The following is a 22,513-nucleotide window of genomic DNA, read 5'->3' as shown; positions in this document are numbered from 1 at the left end:
TGTCAAACCCCATGTGGCCTGCGGAAACAACAATCGAGCCGCGCCTTGATCCTCATTGGTGGAGACCACTGACGCCTCCCTGGTGAGAGCGTGGCGGCCGATTCCCGACGGTTCTGCGACGGTTCTGCCTGCGAACGCGCGAAGGCCCGCACCGTCGGGAGACGGCGCGGGCCTTCACACGTTCGCAGCCCGGAACCTACTGCTGCTGCGCGGGCGGGGGAGGCGGCGGGGTCTGCCCGCCGTGCGGGGCCTGCGGCGGCCCGGCCGGGGGCTGACCCGGCTGGGGCTGAGGCGGGGACTGGGGCTGCGGTTGGGGCTGACCCGGCTGGGGGTACGGCTGCCCGGGCTGCGGCGGGGGCGGGAACTGTCCCGGCTGGCCGGGGGGCACCGGCTGTCCCGGAACGCCGGGCTGGGCGCCGGGTGCGGGCGGCGCGGGGTGCTGCCCGGGCAGAGGCTGCCCGGCACCGGGCTGCGGGTACGGCTGCCCGGGCCCGGCCGGCTGTCCGTAGGGCTGTCCGGGCCCGGCCTGCGGGGGCGGGAACGGCCCGGCCTGCGCCGGATACGGCTGCTGCCCCGGCTGCCCGGCGTAGGGCTGGCCGGGGTACGGCTGCTGCCCGGGCAGGGGCTGTCCCGGCTGGGGCTGTCCGTAGGGCTGTCCGGGGACCGGCTGCCCGGGGTAGGGCTGACCGCCCGGCACGGGCGGGTACGGCAGGGGCTGACCGGGCATCGGCGGGGCCGCCACCGGGGGCGGATTCCCGTCCGACGTCCACAGGCCGTGCGCCTGCTGGTGCCGCACGAAGTCCTCGGCGACCATCGCCGCGAGGTTGAAGTACGCCTCCCGCACCTTCGGCCGCATCATGTCGAGGTCGACCTCGGCGCCGGCCGCCAGATGCTCGTCGAACGGCACCACGACGACACCCCGGCAGCGCGTCTCGAAGTGGGAGACGATGTCCTCCACCTTGATCATCTTCCCGGTCTCGCGCACACCCGAGATCACGGTGAGGGACCGCGCGACCAGATCGGCGTACCCGTGCGCGGAGAGCCAGTCCAGCGTCGTACTCGCGCTGCTGGCACCGTCGACGGACGGCGTGGAGATGATGATGAGCTGGTCGGCGAGGTCCAGCACGCCGCGCATCGCGCTGTAGAGCAGACCCGTACCGGAGTCCGTCAGGATCACCGGGTACTGGTTGCCCAGCACCTCGATCGCGCGCCGGTAGTCCTCGTCGTTGAACGTCGTGGACACGGCCGGGTCGACGTCGTTGGCGATGATCTCCAGACCGGAGGGCGCCTGCGAGGTGAACCGCCGGATGTCCATGTACGAGTTGAGGTAGGGGATCGCCTGGACCAGGTCACGGATGGTGGCCCCGGTCTCCCGCCGCACCCGGCGGCCGAGCGTGCCCGCGTCCGGGTTGGCGTCGATGGCGAGGATCTTGTCCTGCCGCTCCGTGGCGAGCGTGGACCCCAGTGCGGTGGTGGTGGTCGTCTTGCCGACACCGCCCTTGAGGCTGATGACCGCGATCCGGTAGCAGGACAGCACCGGCGTACGGATCAGCTCCAGCTTCCGCTGCCGCTCGGCCTCCTCCTTCTTCGCCCCGATCCGGAACCGTCCCGCGCCCGCCGCCGGACGCCCACTGCGCGCCTTCTGCCGCTTGTTGTTGAGCAGCCGGTCGGACGACAGCTCGACGGCCGCCGTGTAACCGAGCGGCGCGACCCCGGGGTTGGTCGGCTGCCGCTGGTCGTGCTGAACGGGCTGCGGCCACGCGGCGCCGGTGCGGGGATCGACGGGGGGCTGCTGGGCGGCGGGCGCGGGCGCCGCCGGGGGCTGCGCGCCGTCCGGCTGCGGGGGCGGCGGCGGGAAGCCGTAGCCACCGGCCTGACCGGCAGGCAGGGGCGCGCTCGGTGCGGCCGGCTGGTTCGGCGGGAAGCCGTATCCCTCGCGTGCGTCGGCCGGGGCGGGCGCGCCGGTCTGCGGGAAGCCGTACCCGCTCTGCGCCTGCTGCGGTGGCTGCGGCACGGAGGGGGCGGGGGGAGGCGGCGGGAAGCCGTATCCGGCCGGGGCGGCGGGTGCCGGGCCCGGCTGCGGTCCCGCGGGCGCGTTCCAGGCGGCGGGCGCCGGCTGCGGGGCCTGCGGGGCCTGCGGGGCCTGCGGGGGGAGCGACGGCTGGGGCTGCGCGTGCCGGTCGTCGGGAGCGCCGGCCGGGGGGTGGGACGGGCCCGGCGCGGACGGACCGGCCGCCGGCTGCGCCTGGGGCTGTCCCGGCCACTGGGCAGCCGGGGCCGGGGCGGCGGGCTGGTAGGACGGGGGAAGCGGCGGGACGGCGTGCTGCGGCGCGGGCGGCGGGCCCCACGCGGCCGGGGCGTCCTGGGGCACGGCGTCCTGCACGGGAGGCTGCACCGGCCCCGGGGCGGCACCGGTTTCCGGGGTGCTGTCGCCTGCGCCGGCGGCCTCGGGCGTGTCCGCCCCGGCGGGTGCGGCACCGCTCACCTGCTCGTCGTCCGACGCCTCCGTGTCCTCGCCGACCGTGTCACCGGCCCCGGAGGCGGTGGCGTCGGAGGCTTCGCCGGAGTGCGCCGACGGCTCGGAAGCCCCGGGACCCCCCGGAGCAGGTGCGTCCGCCGGGCCGGTGGTGCCCGTGGTGTCCGCCGTGTCCGTGCTCTGCGCGTCCGTGCCGTCGTCCGCGGTGTTCGTGGCATCCCCGGGCGCGGTGTCGTGAACCCCGGAGTGCTCCGGCGAGCGGGGGTCCGGCCCGGAGACGGCCCGGGGGACCGCCGCTTCGTCGGAACCCCCGGTGGACCGTGGCGCGGCGGCCGGGTGTCCGGCGTCGTCGGTGGCGGCCGAACCCGGGCCGTTCCCGTGCCCGGCTTCCGGACGTCCGGCGGCCTCCTCGGAGTGGCCGGCCGATGCCGCGCCGGCCGGGCGGTCCGTGACGTCCGCGGCCGCGGCAGAGGCCCCGCCCGCGGATGCCGCGGCCGCATCCGGCCGCGCCTGCGCCCCGCTCAGGCCCGTGCCGGGGGCAGCGGCGTCACCGGCCCTGCCCTCCTGCTCCGCACGCTCGCGCTGGGCGAACTCGCGTTTCAGAGCGGCGGAGGAGATCCGCACCGTCGCCCCGCTCACCAGGTCGCCGTTCCCGGGTTCCCCCGGTTCCGGCGCCGGGGGCGCGACGGGTGCCACGGGCGGCTCGGGCGCGGTGGCGGCGGAGGGGGCCCAGGCGGGCTGGAAGCCGCTCTCCGGCGGCGGTGCGGGAAGGTCGACCGGGGGCCCGACCGGCGGGGGAGGGGTGAACGGAGAGGCCGGTGCCGGTGCGGGTGCCGTCTCGTCCGCCGTACCCGACGCGTTCTGCGTGTACCAGGCCGGTGGCGCGTAGTCGATGGTGAACTCGCCCGTCGCGTCGACGGCGGACGCAGCGTCGGGCTGGTCGTCGTCGGGCGTGGCCCAGCCCCCGCGGATCCCGTCCCGATCGCTGTTCACAGTTCCTCCTGGTGTGGTCGAGCACCCTCGTGCCGTGCTGGGGCGACCGTTCGTGTCGTACGGGGTCGGTCGGAAGCGGTCCTCGGCGGAGTGGAACCGAGCCGGGCCGCCCGGCCATCCCCCGGAGCGCCGACGGCCCGGCCACGGGCTCGGTTGTGGCGCCCCGGTACCAGCCTAATCATCACAGCCGTACCGGTGGCAGCCCGTCCGGCGTCCGCCCGGGTACGCCCCGTCACACACGAGCACCCGCACACCCGTCAAGTGGGGCGAGAAGCGGTCAAATCGGCCGGTGGTGGCCCCTGGTGGCCCGGGTGGCCCTGGTGGCCGGCCGGTCACGGCCGCCCCCGCGGCTCGCGCACCCCGACGGGCCGGGGAGCGGAGGACATTCCGGCTGTTCCTGTCAAAGACCGCCGTTTGCGGGGCAGTTCAGTCCATGCGGCGGGCGGTGCCCAGCAGACCGATCTCGGGGTCGGTCGGCTGCGTCATCACGTACTGCCGGTCGCGGTCGGCGCACCACAGCGTCACACCGTCGGGGAGCGTGGGAAGGGAGTCCACGTCGGCCCGCGGCAGCGCCATGGTCCGGCCCAGCTCGGCGGCCTCGTCCGGGGAGATCCGCTGGACGCCGACGAGCCGTGCCTGCCGGATCAGCCGGGGGGCCACCGGGCTCAGGTACGGAAGCAGGGTCACCACCGACTGCCAGGGACCGGAGACGACCCGGCCGCGCGGCGGCCGCATGCCGCAGTCCCGGACCAGCAGGACGGGTGTACCGGCCGACGCGCCCTGCGGGGGCACCCGGCCGACCTCGTGGACCGCCAGGCCGTTCTGCCCGCCGCCCATGGCGTGCACCATCTGCATCCATGCCTGGGCCCGGCCGGTCTCCACCGCGACGCGTGCCCCGGTGGCCGCCGCCCGCAGGGCCAGGACCTGCGCCGTCCACAGGCTCCCGATGAGGACGACGTCGTACGGCGTCGGGCTGCTGAGTCCCAGGACCGCGGGCCTGCCCTCGGCGTCCACCCCGATGACGACGCCGTCGTCCCCGATGGGCAGCGCCAGCGTGTCCAGTTGGTCCGTGGGCAGCGTGTGCCGTCCGTGCCGCGGACCGATCAGTCCGAGGCCGGTGCGCAGCCGCCCGCGCAGCCGTCCGGCCACCGGGGAGGAAGGCGTGACCGCGAGGGTGCCCGTCCGGGGGTCCGTCATCGTCACCGGGTACCTCCGAGGGGGAGCGTGGCGAGCATGGCGGGCGCCTGCTCCCGGTCCAGGCGGGCCAGGCCGGCCCCGGCGTGCCGGGCGGCGTCCTCCAGGCTCCGCCGGGCGGCGGCGAGTTCGTCGTCGCCGCGGCCGGTCACCCTCACGTGCGCGCACAGGTCCGTCTGCTGCCGGTCGCCACCGGACAGGGTGAGACTGAACGTCGTGGCGAACGCCGGCACGCTGGTGAGGGAAGCCACGAGCTGCGGCAAGGAGGCGGCGCCCGGACCCAGTTGGGGCCAGCGCCGCACCCAGTACGTGGTGTGCCTGCGGTTGTCGCAGCGCCAGCTGCGGCCGGTCTCCTCCGTGCGCCGCTCGCGCGCCTCGGTCCGTCCCGCCTCCGCCGTCACCAGCGGATTGGCGCACGCCGAGGTGGCCAGCGCCGCGATCAGCTCCTCCTCGTCGAGCACCGTGGTGCGGAACCCCGCACCCGTGAGCCGGCTGGCGAGGTGGTCCGCGACGCGTGCGAGGCACTTCTGCGCTCCCGCCAGGGCGCCGCCGCGGGCCGCCACCGCCTCCCGGCACAGCTCGGGATCCAGTTTCAGGGCGATCCAGGTGATGCGCGCCGCCGGTGCCCCGGTCTGTGCCTGCAACGGCGCGTAGTTGGTCACCGCCACCGAGTGCTGGGGCAGGTGGAGGGCCGGTGCGGGCCGTGTGTGCAGCACGATCTGCGCCGACTCCAGCCGGATGCCGTCCACCTCCAGGGCGTCGCGGACCAGCGCGACCGGGAGCGGCTGCCGTCCTCGCTCCGACCGCACCGCGGTGACCTCGGCCTCCACCTGCACCACCGCGCTGAGGAAGGTGCCGTCCCCGGCCATCCCGACCTGCCGCCGGTCCCGGCCGCCGTAGGAGCAGGTCCGCAGGCCGGGATCGCACTCGACCGCGGGAGCCAGCCCCGGCTCGGTGCCGTCCGGCACCAGGGTGCTCGCCGCCCGCCGCTGACGGGCCCGCAGCGCACGCACGGTGGCGAGCCATTCGGGCAGTGAACGTCCCCGCCGGCGCACGAAGGCGACCAGCGCGAGCAGTACGGCCACGACGGCCGCCGGCGCCAGGGCCAGCGGCCCGGCGGCCCAGCCCGCGAGCAGGAGGCCGGCCGCGACTTCCAGAAGGACGAGTCGTTGCAGCCGGAACGCCCGGCTCCGGCCCCGGCGTGTCCGCAGTTGCACCGGGGCCGCCACCGAGGAGGTCACCGGCCGGCCCGCCGGCGCCGCCGGAACCGGTGCCGGCACACCCGCCCTGCCCGCCCCGCCACGGGAGCGCACCCGCGTCCCGGAAGCCATCACCGCATCCCCCCGTCATGCTCGCGACGCGCACGTGTTCCCGCACCGCACAAGGCCCTTGAAGGCCCCGGTACCCTACCTGCTCCACAAGTCCCCGCGGACACCAGGCATAGTAGGGGCTCGGTCCGGCGACGAGGGGCGGGGACGGACCCGCCCCCCGGGTACGGCGCAGGGGAAAACGGGGAGAGACACGCACAGATGGCATCTCGGCGGGACCAGCTCAACGCCTACACCTTCGCGAAGCGCCGCATGCTCGCCTCGTTCGTCCGGTCGGCGCCGGGCGGCTCCGAGGAGGGCGCGCCGAAGCCGCTGCGCGCGGTGGTGCCCAGCGTGATCACGGGCGTGGTCGTGATGGCGGTCTTCGGCGCCTGGGGGATGTTCAAGCCGACCGCGCCGCAGGGCTGGGGCACCCCCAACGCCAAGGTCATCGTCGCCGACCGGTCCACCACCCGGTACGTCGTGCTGAAGACCGGCGGCAAGGCGCAGCTGCACCCCGTCCTGAACATGGCCTCCGCCAAACTCCTCCTCGACCCGGGACAGGGCCAGGTCGTCACCGTGGCCGAGTCCGTCCTCGACAGCGGCGAGGTCCCGCACGGCGTCACCATCGGAATCCCCTACGCCCCCGACCGGCTGCCGTCCGCGCAGCAGGCCGGCGCGGCCAAGCGCTGGATGGTGTGCGAGCGGCCCAGCGCCGGCGGCCGGTCCATCCGGAAGGCCGCGCTCGTCCTGGACCGGCGCGACATGGGGCGCAGCGAGGGCAGGCAGCGGCTGCGCGGCGGCGAGCTGCTCTACGTCATGGACCCGGACAAGAACCGCTACGTCGTGGACGCGGGCGGTACGGCCTATCCGCTGGGCGCGGACGACGAGTTGCTGCTGCGCACCGTGGTCGGTTCGGGCCGCGAGCCCGAACGGGTCTCCGGGGAATGGCTGGCCACCCTGCACCGCGGTGACCGGATCACGTTCCCGAGGATCGACGGCGCTCCCGGTGCCCCGGCCCACGCCCCCGGCCAGCTCGACGCGTCGGTCAACAGGGTCGGCATGGTCCTCAAGGCGTTCGACGCCAACCAGGAGCGGTACTACGTCGTCCTGCCCGGCCGGGTCGCGCCCGTCTCCGACTTCGTCGCCCAGCTCCTCCTCTACAGCCGGGACCTGGCGCGGCTGGGACAGGCCGGTCACGCCCGGGAGATGAGCCCCGGCGCCCTGGTGCCCGGCGGCGCCTTCGGTGCGGAGCACACCTGGCCGTCCGCGGTGCCCGTCGCCGTCAACGAGGCGTCCGAGAGGGCGGGCAGCCGCAGCACCGTCTGCAACGTGCTGCGCGGTGTCTCCGCCGACGGCGGCACGACCCTCAGCACCTGGGCCGGAACGGACTTTCCCGCGCCGCTTCCCATCGGATCGGCCAGCGCCTACGTCACCCCCGGATCCGGTCAGCTCTACCGCCAGTTCCAGGGCAACGCCACCAAGGCCGGCCCTGTCTTCCTGGTCACGGACACAGGGCTGCGCTACGTACTGCAGTCCAACTCGGACAGCGCCACGAGTGACGCGGGCATCGGCATGACCGACAAGGAGAGGAAGGAGCTGGCCCAGGAGGCCCAGCAGGCGCAGACCCGCCTGGGCTACGCCGGGGTGAGCCCCGCGCCGGTCCCCGCCGCGTGGTCCGAGTTCCTGCCCACCGGCCCGCGTCTGTCGACGGCCGCCGCACGCCAGCCGCAGGGCTCCTAGAGAGGAAGTCGAAGAGCATGCCTCGCGCGTTCGCCTCCCCCTTCCCGCGGGCGGCGGCGGTGACGGCCGCCGGCCTGGCCGTGGCCGTGACCGTCGCCGTTCCCGCTGCCGCCGGCGACTCCTTCTCCGACCAGTGCACGTTCCCCAGCAGACAGGTCTACGAGGGGCGGCCATGGGCCCTGCAGCGGGTCAACCTGGACCAGTTGTGGAGCCGGTCGCGTGGCAAGGGCGTCCGCGTGGCGGTGATCGACACCGGCGTCGACGTGAAGAACCGGCAGCTCGCCCACGCGGTCGACGCGAAGAGCGGCAAGAACTTCCTGCCCTCCGAGGACGACAAGGGCAAGAAGGTGGAGGGCGCCGGGACGCCCGCCACGACGGACACGGTCGGCCACGGCACCAAGGTCGCCGGGATCATCGCCGCCCGGCCCATGAAGGGCAGCGGCTTCGCCGGCCTGGCCCCCGAGGCCACCGTCATCCCGCTGAAGCAGAACGACGCCGAGGGGCACGGCACGGCCCGGACGCTGGCCGACGCGGTCCGCTACGCCATCGCCGCCAAGGCCGACGTCATCAACATCTCCCAGGACACCTCGAACGCGGTCGCACCGGCCCCCGCGCTGCGGGAGGCGATCGACGCCGCACTCGGCGCCGGGATCGTCGTGGTGGCCTCCGCGGGCAACGACGGCATGGGCGGCAACGTCAAGAAGACGTACCCGGCCTCCTACGAAGGAGTGCTCGCGGTGGCGGCCTCCGACCGCAACAACGAACGCGCCGCCTTCTCCCAGTCCGGCGACTTCGTCGGCGTGGCCGCCCCCGGCGTCGACATGATCTCGACCGTGCCGCAGGGCGGCCAGTGCGTCGACAACGGCACCAGCTTCTCCGCGCCCTACGTGGCCGGTGTGGCGGCGCTGATCAAGGCCAGGCACCCGGACTGGACCGCGCGCGAGGTGGTCGCGCAGATCGAGCAGACCGCGGAGCGGACCATCGCCGGCCACGACCGCCTCGTCGGCTGGGGCGTGGTGGACCCGGTCCGTGCGCTGACCGAGGACGACCACCCGGTCGAGTCCCCCGACCCGCACGACGGACTCACCCGGGCGCAGGCCCCCACCCCCGCGCGTCTCCGGCTCGGCGAGAGTGCCGACGAACGCAACACCCGCCTCGCCGTGTACGTGGCCCTCGGCGCCGGGGTCCTGGTGGCCGCGCTCGGCGGCACCGCCGTGGCGGTGCGGGACGCGCGCCGAAGGGCGCGCCGCGTCGCGCGTGCCCGCTGAGCGGCGGCGCGCCGCCGCGATCCCGCGCGCACCGGCGCGGTTGAGTACGCGTACTCAGGACCAGGAACGGGCGGGCGCATAGGGTCGACAGGCACCGCGGTCAAGGCAGTTGGGCCCCTGACTGCCGGTGACTAGAGTGAACGGTGCTGTGAGCCGGAACGTCGGCAGGGCGCCGTCGCCCCTCGGGGCGGGGGCCACGGGGAAGGGGGACGTCCGGTGCTCCTGAACCGGTACGACGCGCTTCCCGGGCGCGCCGGAACGCGGACGACACACGTCCACGAATGACGAGAAGGAGCAGGAACATGGCGGACGGCCGGAAGCTCGACAGTGGCGAGGCCATCAGGCTCGAACAGTCCATCGTCCATCGGTACGAGTCGATCCAGGGGCAGCTCCGCCGCCTCCAGGGGACGATCGACATGATCGAGAACAACTGGACGGGACAGGGCGCGGGGGCCTTCAACGCCAAGCAGACGGAGATCAACGACCACGTGGTCGCGCTCGGGCAGATGCTCGAGAAGGTCCTTGACGGTGTCAACATCAACCGCAAGGACAAGGAGAAGCTCGAGGACGAACTGCACGGCCGGATCCGGCAGATCGACGTCCAGGACCTGGGCGGCAAGACCTCGGCCCTCAGCAGCTACTGAGCCGTGCCGTTCCCGCTCCGTGGCGAGCGGACCGATCCGACCGAAGAGACGGGACCACCATGACGAACGTCCACAACCGGGACCTCGCCGTCAAGTACGGCGTCCTCGACGCGCTGACCACCGAACTCGGCGGCATCGCCAAGAAGTTCGAGGAGGACATCAAGGCGCTCCAGGCCGACGTGCAGAAGATCGCCGAGGGCTGGGGCGGTGAGGCCTACGAGGCCTTCACCAAGCAGCACAAGAAGTGGGACATGCACGCCAACGGCATCCACCAGGCGCTGCTGACCATCGGTCACCGCATCCACGAGGCCGGCGGTGACTACCGCGCCGGTGACCTCAAGGGAGCGAGCTACTTCGAGTGAGCAGGGCCGGACGGCCGTAGGGCAGCGGGGTGGGCGCGCACGGGAGGCGCCCACCCCGCTGCGTTGTGCTCAGTGCCGCTCGGGCACCAGCCCCGTCTGCACCAGCGGCCTGCCCCGCCGCCGTGACACGAAGACCCCCCGGCCCACCGGCATCGGCCGCGGCCTGACCCCGCCGAGCAGATCGCCCTCACTGGGATCACCGGCGAGCACCACGCCCTGGGCCCCCAGTTCCGTCATCCGCTGCATGAAGGACTCGTACGAGGCACGCCCCGCCCCCGCCGTCGAGCGCGCGATGATGAACCGCACGCCCACGTCCCGGGCGAACGGAAGCAGCTCGGTCAGGCCCCCCAGCGGGTTGCCGCTCGACGTGGAGACCAGGTCGTAGTCGTCCACGACGACGTACACCGTCGGCCCGCGCCACCAGCTCCGCTCACGCAGCTGCTGCGCCGTCACCTCCGCCGTGGGCGTGCGCCGCTGCATCAGGTCGGCCAGCGCGGCCATGTGGTGCTCCATGCTGTTGGACATCGGGATGTACTCCGCCAGATGGGAGGCGGGGGTGACGTCCAGCAGCGTGCGCCGGTTGTCGACGACGAAGAACTTGCACTCGTCACCGGAATAGCGCTCCGTCAGCTGCTTGATCAGCAGCCGCAGCAGGTTGGACTTCCCGGACTCGCTCTCGCCGAACACGAGGAAGAACGGGTCCTGTTCGAAGTCGACGAACACCGGTTCCAGGTTGTCCTCGTCGAGGGCGAAGGCGACTCCGCGCTGCGGGAAGCGGTCACCCGCGGGCAGTTCACCCGCCGGCAGCTCACGCGGCAGCAGGCGCACGCCGGGCGCCCCCGGCTCCTGCCAGTGCCGGGACACCTCCGCCGCCAGCGCCTGGGTGGCCGCGGCGAGGTCCCTGTCGGAGGCCAGGCCGTCGATGCGCGGCACCGCCGCCATGAAGTGCAGCTTCTGCGGGGACACACCGCGCCCCGGCACGCCCGCCGGGACGTTGGCCGCCACCTTCCGGTCGATCTCGGAGTCCATCGTGTCACCGAGGCGCAGTTCCAGGCGGTTCATCAGGTGGTCCTTGATGTTCGCCCGGACCTCCATCGAGCGCGACGCGGTGAGGATCACGTGGATGCCGTAGCCCAGACCGCGCGCCGCGATGTCCAGGACGACCGCCTCCAGCGCCTCGTAGTCGGTGCGGAAGCTGCCCCAGCCGTCGACGACCAGGAAGACATCGCCCCACGGCTGGTCGGTGACGGAGATCTCGCCCCGCGCCCGGCGGGCACGGAAGTCCGCGATCGACGCGATGCCCGACGAGCGGAAGTACTCCTCGCGGCGGGTCATCACGCCGTACACCTCGGCGACCGTCCGCCGCACCTTCTCCGGGTCGAGCCGCGAGGCGACCCCGCCCACGTGCGGCAGTCCGGCCACCGCCGCCATGCCGCCGCCACCGAAGTCCAGCCCGTAGAACTGGACCTCGTGGGGCGTGTGCGTCAGGGCGAACGCGGCGATCAGCGAGCGCAGCAGCGTCGACTTGCCCGACTGCGGACCGCCGACGATCTGCATGTGGCCCGCCGCACCGGAGAAGTCCACCCACAGCGGGTCACGGCGCTGCTCGTACGGCTTGTCGACCAGGCCGACGGGCACCACGAGCCGTCCCGCGCCCTCGTACCCCGGCTGGGTCAGACCGCGGCCCCGCACCGCGGTGAGGCCGGGCAGCAGCCCGTCCAGCGCCGGAGGGCTGTCCAGCGGCGGCAGCCACACCTGGTGGGCCGCCGGCCCCTGGGCCTCCAGCCGGCGCACGATCACGTCGAGCACCGTGTCCGCGAGCGCCTCGTCCACCTCGGGGCCCGTCCCCGCCCGCGGCCGCGGCACCGGCGCGTACCGCACGGGCACCTCCGCGGCGGTGAAGAGCACCGGCCGCCGGTCCACGGGCAGCGGCCCGCCGGCCACGGGCGGGTGCTGCGCGCCCGAGCGGTACGCGCCGGACACGTAGGCCGCCTTGAACCGCACCATCTCGTCGGTCCCGAACTTCAGGAAACCCGAGCCGGGGACGTTGGGCAGCTCGTACGCGTCCGGCACGCCCAGCGCGGCGCGGGACTCGGCAGCGGAGAAGGTCCGCAGGCCGATCCGGTAGGACAGGTAGGTCTCCAGGCCGCGCAGCCGGCCCTCCTCCAGGCGCTGCGAGGCGAGCAGCAGATGGACCCCCAGCGAGCGGCCGATGCGTCCGATCTGCACGAACATCTCGATGAAGTCGGGCTTCGCGGTGAGCAGTTCGCTGAACTCGTCGATCACCAGGACCAGTGAGGGGATCGGCTGGAGCGGGGCGCCCGCGGCGCGGGCCTTCTCGTAGTCGTGGATGTTGGCGTAGTTCCCCGCGTCGCGCAGCATCTCCTGGCGGCGGTTGAGCTCGCCGCGGATGGAGTCGCCCATGCGGTCCACCAGGGTCAGGTCGTCCGCGAGGTTCGTGATCACGGCGGCCACGTGCGGCATCTGGGCCATGCCGGCGAAGGTCGCGCCGCCCTTGAAGTCCGCGAGGACGAAGTTCAGCGTCTCCGAGGAGTGGGTGACGGCCAGGCCCAGCACGAGGGTGCGCAGCAGCTCCGACTTGCCCGAACCGGTGGCGCCCACGCACAGGCCGTGCGGGCCCATGCCCTCCTGCGCGGCCTCCTTGAGGTCCAGCATCACCGGGCGGCCGTCCTCACCGACACCGATCGGTACCCGCAGCCGTTCGGCCAGCGCCCGGGGCCGCCAGGTCCGCCGGGTGTCGACGGAGGCCGCGTCACCGAGACCCAGCAGGTCCGTGAACTCCAGGTTGGCCAGCAGTGGTTCGTCGTCGTCCCGCCCGGCCGCCATCCGCAACGGCGCCAGCTGCCGGGCCAGGGCCTCCGCGGACTCGTAGGAGAGCGCGTCGGCCGTCCCCTCGTACACGGAGCCGTCCGGCGATTCCAGGCGCAGCGAGCCGCCGCCCACGACGACGGAGAGATCACCCGGCGCACGGGCCGGCTCGCCCGGGGCCACCTCGACGACCGTGACCCCTTGCAGGCCCTCGGGGCCCGCGAGGACGCAGTCCGCGGGCAGCGACAGGCCGTCCACGAAGACGACGATGTGCGGTTCGTCGGGCAGCGGTGCCGCGTTCGGATGGAAGCGGGGGCGTCCGGTGAGCCGGGCGGAGAGCAGCTCCTCCAGCTCGCGGCCGTCCCCGCTGATCAGCCGGCGGCTGCCCGCGCCGTCGACGGCACCGGCCGCCTGGGCGTGCGGCAGCCACTTGGCCCACTCCCAGTGCGCCGGCGCGTCCCCGCCCGCCGCCACGGCGAGGACGAGGTCCTGCGGTGAGTGCAGGGCGGCGAGCGAGGCGGCCAGCGCCCGCGCCGAGGAACGCACCGCCTGGGGTTCGCCGCTGAGGGTGACGTGGTGGAAGGCCCGCAGGGAGATCGCCATCGGCAGGTCGTCCAGCGTGCCGTGGACGGCCAGGAAGCGCCGCAGCGCGCCCGCCGTCAACGGCTCCAGCTGCTCCACCGGGGCGGTCTCCGGGGCGACCAGGGCGGTGGCGAGCGCCTGCGGGCCCAGACCGACGCGGATCTGCGCGAAGTCCTCGTCGCCCGGCCGCCGTTCCCACACCCGGCTGCCCTCGGCGACCAGCGCCCACAACTGGTCGGGGGAGGGGTGGAGGTAGTACTGCGCGTCGCGCTGTGCGCGCGCGGTGTCCAGGGCGGCGCGCCGGGTCTGCGCGAGGTAGCTCAGGTAGTCGCGGCGCAGGTCCGCCAGCTGGCCCTGGGAGCCGCGCCGGAAACGCACCACCATCGCGACGGACATCGCCACCGTCGAGGCGATCATCACCATGCCCATGATCTTCATGAACGGCTGGCCGTTGGTGAAGAAGAACACCACCGAGCCGCCCATGCCCAGCGTGGGCAGCAACTGCATCAGGACGCTCTCCTGGTGCCCTCGCGGCAGTTCGGGCGGAGGCTGCAGGAAGACTTCCTCCGTGGGCACTTCGGACGGCAGCGCCCTCGGCGGGCGCTTGACGACGATGTGGCTCACTGCTCACCAATTCCCATGCCGGGCCCGAGGGTCCCGTCCGCCACCCCGTGTCAGGCGGACGCCGTCATCCCGAGCCGGGAGACGCAGGCCGCCGCGTGATCCTACTGACTTCGCCGGGCACCAAGGGGCGGTAGGGTGCCGGGGGTTCGCGTGAGCACACGCGTGACCGGTCGGAAAACGGGGGCATTCCATGGCATGTGGAGCGGTGTGCCGTCCCGCCGACGGGCCCCGCGGAGCCCTTCCGCCGCACCCCGCGCCTCGCCGGAGCCGCGGACCGGACAGCGCGCCGCGGGTCCTTCACACCACTGACGCAGATTCATCACCGAGGGGGAGCAGCAGGTGAGCATGACGGCCTCCGCGACAGCCGGCGGGGCGGCCGGCCCCGGCACGGGTGTGCCCGCCGGGACCGGGACCGGGCTCGGTTTCTGCCGGGTCACCATCGTCGCGCCCGACAGCCGGATCGACGTGGCCCTGCCCGACGACATCCCGGTCGCCGACATCCACCCGGAGATTCTCAGGCTCTCCCGGCAGAGCCCCGCCGAGGGCGCACCCGTCGGCTACCACCTCGTCCGCAGGGACGGCACGGTCCTCGACAGCTCCCGTTCGTTCGCCGCCCAGCGCATTCTCGACGGCGAACTGCTCACCCTGCGGCCCTTCTCCGACTCCCTGCCCCCCGCTGTCTTCGACGACGTGTCCGATGCCGTCGCCTCCGCGGTGACCCGCGACCACACCCTGTGGAGCGGTGACCTGACGCGGGCCGCCGGGCTCGTCGGCGGGGGCGTGCTGCCCGCCCTGCTCGCCTTCGTCGCCTGGTCCGCCGACCCGCGCCACGACATGCACAGCCTCCCGGGCGTCCTCGCGGCGGTGGCAGGGGTGCTCCTGCTCGTGCTCGCCTGCGTACGCGCCCGCGTGTACGACGACCGCGCCTCGGCCGTCGCCCTGGGGCTGGGCGCCCTGCCCAACGCCGGCGTCGCGGGGTCGGGGCTGCTGCCGCTCGCCGACGGCCAGGGCATCGGGAAGCTGCAGTTCCTCCTGGCCTGCGTCGCCGTCCTGCTGGCCTCGGTGGTCCTCACCCTGTGCGCGCCGAGCGGGGACGGGCCCTTCGTCGCGTTCGTCCTAGCGGGCGCCATCAGCTCCCTCGCGGTGTTCGCGGCGATCCTCGCGCACTGGACGCCGTCGGAGACCGCGGCGCTCTGCGCGCCGGCCGCCGTCGGGGCCCTGGCCTTCCTGCCGGGCATGGCGATGCGCTTCGCCCGGCTGCCCATCGGCTTCGATCCGCCGGACACCGCCCCGCGTCCCGCCTACGGCACGGATGCCACGGACCCCGAACCGGTCGACGCCGAGCGGATCGCCGCCCAGGCACGCCGCGGCCACGAACTCCTCGTCGGCCTGGTCGGCGGCTGCGCGGTCACCGCCGTCGGGGCGTCGGCGGTGCTCGGCTTCTCGCACGACGCATGGGCCCAACTGCTCGCCCTGGCCACCGGGCTCGCCCTGCTGACGCGGGCGCAGCTCTTCCGTTACACCGCCCAGGTCGCCCCGGTGCTGGCCGCGGGGCTCGGCGCGCTCGTCCTGCTCGGCCTGGGACTCGCGCTCGACCCGCCGCGCGCGGTCGTCACCGCGGCCCTGCGCGGCGACCGCGGCGACCTCGACATCAGGACCGTCTGGCTCGTCGCGGCGATCGCGGCGGCGGCCGCCCTCGTCACCGCGATCGGCCTCATCGTGCCGCGCAGCGGACTCAGCCCGTTCTGGGGCCGCTTCATGGAGATCGCCGAGGGCTTCGTCCTGCTGACACTGGTGCCCCTGGCCCTCGCCGTCTTCGACGTGTACGCGACCGTCCGGTCGATGACCAGCTGACCCGGCCGCCCGGCGGTGCGGCACGCGCGCGTGCCGCACCCGCTGCTCCGTGCCCGCACGCCCGCGCCGCCCTCCCGGGGCGGCCGGCCGCCCCGGGCGCAGGCCCACCCCGCACGAAGGGATCTCCTCGCGTGAGCTTCGGCCCACCACCGTCCGCCTACACCCAGTCCGCCCTGGCCGCGGACCAGAACCGCAGACGCCGCCGCATCCGGATGCTGGGAGCCGTGGCCGTCGTCGTGGCCGCCGCTGTCGGCGTCGGCGGCTGGATCCTGTCGTCCACGGGGGACGACGGGGCATCCGCCGACCCGAAGCCGTCGGCCACCGCGCAGAGCCCGGACGACATCCGGGAGCTGACGGAGAAGACCCCGGCCTCCCCCGAAGGCCGGCTGCTGGTCGAGTACAGGGAGGGCAACCTCGCCAAGACGGTCAAGGGCGACCCCCGGTACGCGCCGGGCACCTGGGCCACGGACAAGGTGCTCGCCAAGGGCATGGCCGACCGGATCGAGGGTCTCACCACCGCGGCCACCGGCCCGGAGAAGGCCTGGACCCTGCATCTCGAGGGCCATCTCTGCGCCACCAGCAAGCACATCACCGCGGACGGCCGTACCGCGGTCGTCGTCCAGCCCAAGAAGTCCGGCACCACCGCGGCGCAACGGGGTGTGTGCGACGAGGTGGTGTTCTTCGACGTGAACACCGGCAAGAAGCTGTGGCAGGCGAAGATGCCCTCGGCCACCTCCGCCTTCGTGACCAACACGAACCTGACCATGACCAAGGGCGTCGTCGCCGTCGCCTGGGGCGGCGGTTCGGTGGCCTACGACATGAAGAGCGGCAAGCAGCTCTGGAACAGCACGACGGTCTCCGCCTGCGAGGACAACGGCTTCGCGGGCGGCCGGGCCCTGCTGGTCCTGGAAGAGTGCGGCGCCCAGTCGCCCGACCCCACCTACCGGGTCGAGAAGCTGGACCCGCGTACCGGAAAGCCCCTGTGGACGTACAAGGTGGCGAACGGGGTCGAGGACGTCTACCTGCCCTCCTCCGACCCGCCGGTGCTCGCCGTCGCCGCCGGCGACAGCTCGGTGACCGACCTGATCACACTCGACGACGCCGGCAAGCGCCTGGCCACCATCTCCCTCACCGGCTACGACCCCAAGTGCGGCGAACGTGACTTCGGCGCCGGTTTCTTCGGGACGGTGGAGTACTGCGACGGCGTGGTCGTCGGACGCCACCAGGTGTACGTGGTCAGCAAGGAGACCACCGAGCTGCGCCAGGCGGCCAACTGGATCGTGGCCTTCGACGTCACGACCGGGAAGGCGGGCCGCAAGCTGGACGCCCGGCCCTCCCAGCCGCTCACCCCGCTGCAGGCCAGTGGGGACGGCCTGCTGGTGTTCCGGCGCAGCTACTCCGAGGTCGAGCCGTCCTCGGTCGTCACGTGGGACCCGCGCACCGGCAAGGAGACACCGTTCCTCCTCTTCGGGTTCCCGGCGGACGACGAGGGAGACTTCGCCGACATCGAGCACTCGGACATCCTGGTCGCGCAGGGCCGGGTCTACTTCGCCAAGCGTGAGCTGACCGCCGACGACAAGCACCCCACCTACCCGGTGGACGCCGTCCTCGGCATCGGCAGCGCGGCCGCGCAGCACTGACCGGCCCCACCGGACAGGGGGAGGGGCGGCACGCAACCCCGCGCCGCCCCTCCCCGTCCGTCGGCCGGACCGCTACTCCGCCGCCGCCTCGAGCCCCCCGTTGTGCTCGGCCGGCTCCAGATCGAACTCGCCGTCGCGTGCGCCGAGCACGAACGCCCGCCACTCCGCCTCCGTGTAACGCAGCACCGTGTCGTGGTCGAGGGAGGACCGCATGGCCACGGCGCCGTCGGGCAGGTAGGCGATCTCGACGCGCTCCTCGTGCTGCTCCGTGCCCGGCGCGCAGTGCCACTCCACGCCGGAGATGTCGAGCGCGTACAGTTCGTCGCGCTCGCGCTCCTTGCGTGCCTTGATCTCCGCTTCCGTCTCCGCCATCTCGCAGCGACCCCTTCCCGACGTACGTACACGGTGCCAGCGCTCACCCTAGTGGCCGGGGCGCGCGGCGCGGGGCGTTCGGGAAACCGGGTGAAGGACGGCCGCCACCGCCTGGTAACCTGGTCGACGGCCGTTTGTGTACGCACCCCCGGCGCCGTTGCAGGCAACCCTGCGGGCCCTGGAGATCGCGCCCAGCGGACCCCGCCTCCCGAGTCACGGAAGCTCCCCAGAGACACAGAGCTGGGGCACTCGGTGGCCACTTGCAGACCATGAGGAGTACGCGTGTCGCTCGACGCCGCTACGAAGAAGCAGATCATCGGCGAGTTCGGTGCCAAGGAGGGTGACACCGGCTCCCCCGAGGTCCAGGTCGCCCTGCTGTCCCGTCGGATCTCCGACCTGACCGAGCACCTCAAGACCCACAAGCACGACCACCACTCCCGTCGTGGCCTGCTGATCCTGGTCGGTCAGCGCCGTCGCCTGCTGCAGTACCTGGCGAAGAAGGACATCCAGCGCTTCCGTGCGCTGGTCGACCGCCTCGGCATCCGCCGCGGTGCGGCGGGCGCCAAGTAGGACGCCGTGAAGGGAGCGGTTCCCGGTCAGGATCGGGGGCCGCTCCCTTTGCCGTACGTGCGGCGGGACTCGCCGTGGGTACGGAGAACTCCGCCGGATGTGCGGAAACGTGCGGAGTGTCACTCACGCTTTGTAGTGTGGTAGCACGACGCACGACGTACCGCACGGAACGCGGTACGGAACAGTACGCATACGCGTGCGAAAGCGCGGTACGAATCCGTACACGCGCCCAGCACGCACACAGAACGAGGAGGAGCGCACCTCGCCGCCGCCGGTCCTCGGTAGTGGCCCCCGGGCGATGTGAGCCCCGGGTGCTTCGATCGAAGACCGGCCCGCACCAGACGGAGCGCTTCTCCGCCACCGTCCCCCCGCCACACGGGCGAGGCGGGACGAAAGACGACAAGTAACGGAGAAAACGCTGGTGGAGAACGAGACCCACTACGCCGAAGCCGTCATCGACAACGGTTCCTTCGGCACCCGCACCATCCGCTTCGAGACGGGCCGCCTGGCCAAGCAGGCCGCCGGCTCCGCCGTGGCCTACCTGGACGACGACACCATGGTGCTGTCGGCGACCACCGCCTCGAAGAACCCCAAGGACCAGCTCGACTTCTTCCCCCTCACGGTGGACGTCGAGGAGCGGATGTACGCCGCCGGCAAGATCCCCGGCAGCTTCTTCCGCCGCGAGGGCCGGCCCAGCGAGGACGCGATCCTCACCTGCCGCCTGATCGACCGGCCGCTGCGCCCGTCCTTCAAGAAGGGCCTGCGCAACGAGATCCAGGTCGTGTGCACGGTCATGGCGCTCAACCCCGACCACCTGTACGACGTGGTCGCGATCAACGCCGCCTCCGCCTCGACGCAGCTGGCCGGCCTGCCCTTCTCCGGCCCGATCGGCGGCGTCCGCGTCGCGCTGATCAACGGCCAGTGGGTCGCGTTCCCGACCCACAGCGAGCTGGAGGACGCCGTCTTCGACATGGTCGTCGCCGGCCGCGTCCTGGAGGACGGCGACGTCGCGATCATGATGGTCGAGGCCGAGGCCACCGAGAAGACCATCCAGCTGGTCGAGGGCGGCTCCGAGGCCCCCACCGAGGAGGTCGTCGCCGCCGGTCTGGAGGCCGCGAAGCCCTTCATCAAGGTGCTGTGCAAGGCCCAGTCGGACCTCGCCGCCAAGGCCGCCAAGCCCACCGGCGAGTTCCCGATCTTCCTCGACTACCAGGACGACGTCCTGGAGGCGCTCACCGGTGCCGTCCGCCCCGAGCTGGCCCAGGCGCTCACCATCGCCGGCAAGCAGGAGCGCGAGGCCGAGCTGGACCGCGTCAAGGGCCTGGCCGCCGAGAAGCTGCTGCCCGAGTTCGAGGGCCGCGAGAAGGAGATCTCCGCCGCGTACCGCGCGCTGACCAAGCAGCTGGTCCGCGAGCGCGTCATCAAGGAGAAGAAGCGCATCGACGGCCGCGGCGTCACGGACATCCGTACGCTCGCCGCCGAGGTCGAGGCCATCCCGCGGGTGCACGGCTCGGCGCTGTTCGAGCGTGGCGAGACCCAGATCCTGGGCGTCACCACCCTCAACATGCTCCGCATGGAGCAGCAGCTGGACACCCTCTCCCCGGTGACCCGCAAGCGCTACATGCACAACTACAACTTCCCGCCGTACTCCACCGGTGAGACCGGCCGCGTCGGCTCCCCCAAGCGCCGCGAGATCGGCCACGGCGCCCTCGCCGAGCGCGCGCTCGTGCCGGTGCTGCCCACCCGCGAGGAGTTCCCCTACGCGATCCGCCAGGTGTCCGAGGCCCTCGGCTCCAACGGCTCGACGTCGATGGGCTCGGTCTGCGCCTCCACCATGTCGCTGCTGAACGCCGGTGTGCCGCTGAAGGCCCCCGTCGCCGGTATCGCCATGGGCCTCATCTCCCAGGAGATCGAGGGCGAGACGCACTACGTCACCCTCACCGACATCCTCGGTGCGGAGGACGCCTTCGGCGACATGGACTTCAAGGTCGCCGGCACCAAGGAGTTCGTCACCGCCCTCCAGCTCGACACCAAGCTGGACGGCATCCCCGCCTCCGTCCTGGCCGCCGCCCTCAAGCAGGCCCGTGACGCCCGCCTCCACATCCTCGACGTGATGATGGAAGCGATCGACACGCCGGACGAGATGTCCCCGAACGCGCCGCGGATCATCACCGTGAAGATCCCGGTCGACAAGATCGGCGAGGTCATCGGCCCCAAGGGCAAGATGATCAACCAGATCCAGGAGGACACCGGCGCCGAGATCACCATCGAGGACGACGGCACCATCTACATCGGTGCCGCCGACGGCCCGTCCGCCGAGGCCGCCCGTACCACCATCAACGGCATCGCCAACCCGACGATGCCCGAGGTCGGCGAGCGCTACCTGGGTACGGTCGTGAAGACGACGACCTTCGGCGCCTTCGTCTCCCTGCTGCCCGGCAAGGACGGTCTGCTGCACATCTCGCAGATCCGCAAGCTGGCCGGCGGCAAGCGCGTGGAGAACGTCGAGGACGTGCTCGGCGTGGGCCAGAAGGTCCAGGTCGAGATCGCCGAGATCGACTCCCGCGGCAAGCTCTCCCTCGTCCCCGTGATCGAGGGCGAAGAGGACGCAGAAGAGCAGAAGGACGACGCCGCCAAGTGACGTCCCGTGGCTTGAAGGCGACGGCCCGCACCTCCTCGGAGGCGCGGGCCGTCGCCCGTACCCAAACCCTGATCAAGGGCACCAACGGCATCGGCACCGTGCGCCGCACCACCCTCCCCGGCGGCCTGCGCATCGTCACCGAGACCCTCCCCTCCGTGCGCTCGGCCACCTTCGGCATCTGGGCGCACGTCGGCTCCCGCGACGAGACCCGCTCGCTGGGCGGTGCCACGCACTACCTGGAACACCTGCTCTTCAAGGGCACCGAACGGCGCTCGGCCCTGGACATCTCCGCCGCCCTGGACGCCGTCGGCGGCGAGATGAACGCGTTCACGGCCAAGGAGTACACGTGCTACTACGCACGCGTGCTCGACACCGACCTGCCGCTCGCCATCGACGTGGTCTGCGACATGCTCACCGGCTCGCTGATCCGCGAGGAGGACGTCGACGTCGAGCGCGGCGCGATCCTCGAAGAGATCGCCATGACCGAGGACGACCCCGGCGACTGCGTGCACGACCTGTTCGCGCACACCATGTTCGGTGACAACCCCCTCGGCCGCCCGGTCCTCGGCACGGTCGACACGGTCAACGCCCTCACCGCCGACCGCATCCGCCGCTTCTACAAGAAGCACTACGACCCGACCCACCTCGTCGTCGCCTGTGCCGGCAACGTCGACCACGCCAAGGTCGTACGCCAGGTCCGCGCCGCCTTCGAGAAGGCCGGCGCCCTCGGGAGCACCGGGGCCGTCCCCCTCGCCCCGCGCGACGGCCGACGCGCCCTGCGCACCGCGGGCCGCGTCGAACTGCAGAACAGGAAGACGGAACAGGCCCACGTCGTCCTCGGCATGCCCGGCCTCGCCCGCACCGACGACCGCCGCTGGGCCCTCGGCGTCCTGAACACCGCCCTCGGCGGCGGCATGTCGTCGCGGCTGTTCCAGGAGGTCCGGGAGAAGCGCGGTCTGGCCTACAGCGTCTACTCCTACACCTCGGGCTTCGCCGACTGCGGCCTGTTCGGCGTCTACGCCGGGTGCCGGCCCAGCCAGGTGCACGACGTGCTGCGGATCTGCCGCGAGGAGCTCGACCACGTCGCCGAGCACGGCCTGTCCGACGACGAGATCGGCCGCGCCATCGGCCAGCTCCAGGGCTCGACCGTCCTCGGGCTGGAGGACACGGGCGCGCTGATGAACCGTATCGGCAAGAGCGAGCTGTGCTGGGGCGAGCAGATCTCCGTCGACGACATGCTGGCCCGGATGGCCGCGGTGACCCCGGACGAGGTCCGCGAGGTCGCCCGGGACATCCTGGGACAGCGCCCGTCGCTGTCGGTCATCGGACCGCTCAAGGACAAGCAGGCCGCGCGTCTGCACGACGCGGTCGCGTGAACCCCCGGGGCGCCCCGGCCGCGACAGCCTCGGCCGGC

General features: G+C 73.1%; 14 protein-coding genes. 9 read left to right on the top strand and 5 right to left on the bottom strand.

What is annotated here, in order from left to right; all coding sequences use genetic code 11:
- Nucleotides 1–196: 196 nt before the first annotated feature.
- From AC6I72_RS08470 to eccE, 3 genes are all read right to left on the bottom strand, one after another.
- Nucleotides 197–3,469: an SCO5717 family growth-regulating ATPase gene (locus AC6I72_RS08470; protein WP_498000248.1), complete on the bottom strand. Its 3,273-nt coding sequence runs from the start codon at nucleotides 3,467–3,469 to the stop codon at nucleotides 197–199.
- A 426-nt stretch (nucleotides 3,470–3,895) separates the two neighbouring features.
- On the bottom strand, nucleotides 3,896–4,666 hold the full coding sequence (locus tag AC6I72_RS08465; protein WP_498000247.1) for a hypothetical protein: 771 nt from the start codon (nucleotides 4,664–4,666) through the stop codon (nucleotides 3,896–3,898).
- Between the two features lie 2 nt (nucleotides 4,667–4,668).
- On the bottom strand, nucleotides 4,669–5,994 hold the full coding sequence (gene eccE / locus AC6I72_RS08460) for a type VII secretion protein EccE (protein WP_498000246.1): 1,326 nt from the start codon (nucleotides 5,992–5,994) through the stop codon (nucleotides 4,669–4,671).
- A 198-nt stretch (nucleotides 5,995–6,192) separates the two neighbouring features.
- On the opposite strand from eccE, the gene eccB reads away from it, so the two are divergent.
- From eccB to AC6I72_RS08440, 4 genes are all read left to right on the top strand, one after another.
- Nucleotides 6,193–7,713 (top strand): type VII secretion protein EccB, encoded by a 1,521-nt coding sequence (gene eccB / locus AC6I72_RS08455; RefSeq protein ID WP_498000245.1) that lies wholly within the window; start codon nucleotides 6,193–6,195, stop codon nucleotides 7,711–7,713.
- A 17-nt stretch (nucleotides 7,714–7,730) separates the two neighbouring features.
- The gene (gene mycP / locus AC6I72_RS08450; RefSeq protein ID WP_498000244.1) at nucleotides 7,731–8,981 is read left to right on the top strand and encodes a type VII secretion-associated serine protease mycosin; all 1,251 of its coding nucleotides are present in this window, start codon (nucleotides 7,731–7,733) and stop codon (nucleotides 8,979–8,981) included.
- A 302-nt stretch (nucleotides 8,982–9,283) separates the two neighbouring features.
- Nucleotides 9,284–9,625 carry a WXG100 family type VII secretion target gene (locus tag AC6I72_RS08445; RefSeq protein ID WP_498000243.1) on the top strand — a complete coding sequence of 114 codons (342 nt, stop codon included), beginning with the start codon at nucleotides 9,284–9,286 and terminating at the stop codon, nucleotides 9,623–9,625.
- A gap of 59 nt (nucleotides 9,626–9,684) precedes the next feature.
- On the top strand, nucleotides 9,685–9,987 hold the full coding sequence (locus AC6I72_RS08440) for a WXG100 family type VII secretion target (RefSeq protein WP_037861952.1): 303 nt from the start codon (nucleotides 9,685–9,687) through the stop codon (nucleotides 9,985–9,987).
- Between the two features lie 69 nt (nucleotides 9,988–10,056).
- Here AC6I72_RS08440 and eccCa read toward each other — a convergent pair whose 3' ends face one another.
- Nucleotides 10,057–14,022: a type VII secretion protein EccCa gene (eccCa, locus tag AC6I72_RS08435; RefSeq protein WP_498000242.1), complete on the bottom strand. Its 3,966-nt coding sequence runs from the start codon at nucleotides 14,020–14,022 to the stop codon at nucleotides 10,057–10,059.
- A gap of 339 nt (nucleotides 14,023–14,361) precedes the next feature.
- On the opposite strand from eccCa, the gene eccD reads away from it, so the two are divergent.
- Nucleotides 14,362–15,876 carry a type VII secretion integral membrane protein EccD gene (eccD, locus tag AC6I72_RS08430; RefSeq protein ID WP_498000241.1) on the top strand — a complete coding sequence of 505 codons (1,515 nt, stop codon included), beginning with the start codon at nucleotides 14,362–14,364 and terminating at the stop codon, nucleotides 15,874–15,876.
- Nucleotides 15,877–16,007: 131 nt separating this feature from the next.
- Nucleotides 16,008–17,516 carry an outer membrane protein assembly factor BamB family protein gene (locus tag AC6I72_RS08425; protein ID WP_498000240.1) on the top strand — a complete coding sequence of 503 codons (1,509 nt, stop codon included), beginning with the start codon at nucleotides 16,008–16,010 and terminating at the stop codon, nucleotides 17,514–17,516.
- Between the two features lie 72 nt (nucleotides 17,517–17,588).
- Here AC6I72_RS08425 and AC6I72_RS08420 read toward each other — a convergent pair whose 3' ends face one another.
- Complete coding sequence (locus tag AC6I72_RS08420; RefSeq protein WP_498000239.1) at nucleotides 17,589–17,888, bottom strand: DUF397 domain-containing protein; 300 nt, start codon at nucleotides 17,886–17,888, stop codon at nucleotides 17,589–17,591.
- A gap of 282 nt (nucleotides 17,889–18,170) precedes the next feature.
- On the opposite strand from AC6I72_RS08420, the gene rpsO reads away from it, so the two are divergent.
- From rpsO to AC6I72_RS08405, 3 genes are all read left to right on the top strand, one after another.
- Nucleotides 18,171–18,458, top strand: a complete 288-nt coding sequence (gene rpsO / locus AC6I72_RS08415; protein ID WP_498000238.1) for a 30S ribosomal protein S15 — start codon at nucleotides 18,171–18,173, stop codon at nucleotides 18,456–18,458.
- Nucleotides 18,459–18,879: 421 nt separating this feature from the next.
- Nucleotides 18,880–21,099, top strand: a complete 2,220-nt coding sequence (locus tag AC6I72_RS08410) for a polyribonucleotide nucleotidyltransferase (protein WP_498000237.1) — start codon at nucleotides 18,880–18,882, stop codon at nucleotides 21,097–21,099.
- A complete protein-coding gene (locus AC6I72_RS08405; protein WP_498000236.1) occupies nucleotides 21,096–22,475 on the top strand; it encodes a M16 family metallopeptidase in 1,380 nt (459 codons plus the stop codon). The genes AC6I72_RS08410 and AC6I72_RS08405 overlap by 4 nt, the downstream gene beginning before the upstream one ends.
- Nucleotides 22,476–22,513: the final 38 nt, after the last annotated feature.

This window comes from Streptomyces sp. Xyl84 (genome assembly GCF_059731885.1).
The sequence above is the reverse complement of the archived record's forward strand: the minus strand, read 5'-3'. Positions and strand labels throughout refer to the sequence as shown.

Bases quoted from the DNA above. Each gene is read 5' to 3' on its own strand.
- AC6I72_RS08465 (WP_498000247.1), bottom strand. From the start codon at position 4,666: ATGACGGACCCCCGGACGGGCACCCTCGCGGTCACGCCTTCCTCCCCG.
- eccE (WP_498000246.1), bottom strand. From the start codon at position 5,994: ATGGCTTCCGGGACGCGGGTGCGCTCCCGTGGCGGGGCGGGCAGGGCG.
- eccB (WP_498000245.1), top strand. From the start codon at position 6,193: ATGGCATCTCGGCGGGACCAGCTCAACGCCTACACCTTCGCGAAGCGC.
- mycP (WP_498000244.1), top strand. From the start codon at position 7,731: ATGCCTCGCGCGTTCGCCTCCCCCTTCCCGCGGGCGGCGGCGGTGACG.
- AC6I72_RS08445 (WP_498000243.1), top strand. From the start codon at position 9,284: ATGGCGGACGGCCGGAAGCTCGACAGTGGCGAGGCCATCAGGCTCGAA.
- AC6I72_RS08440 (WP_037861952.1), top strand. From the start codon at position 9,685: ATGACGAACGTCCACAACCGGGACCTCGCCGTCAAGTACGGCGTCCTC.
- AC6I72_RS08420 (WP_498000239.1), bottom strand. From the start codon at position 17,888: ATGGCGGAGACGGAAGCGGAGATCAAGGCACGCAAGGAGCGCGAGCGC.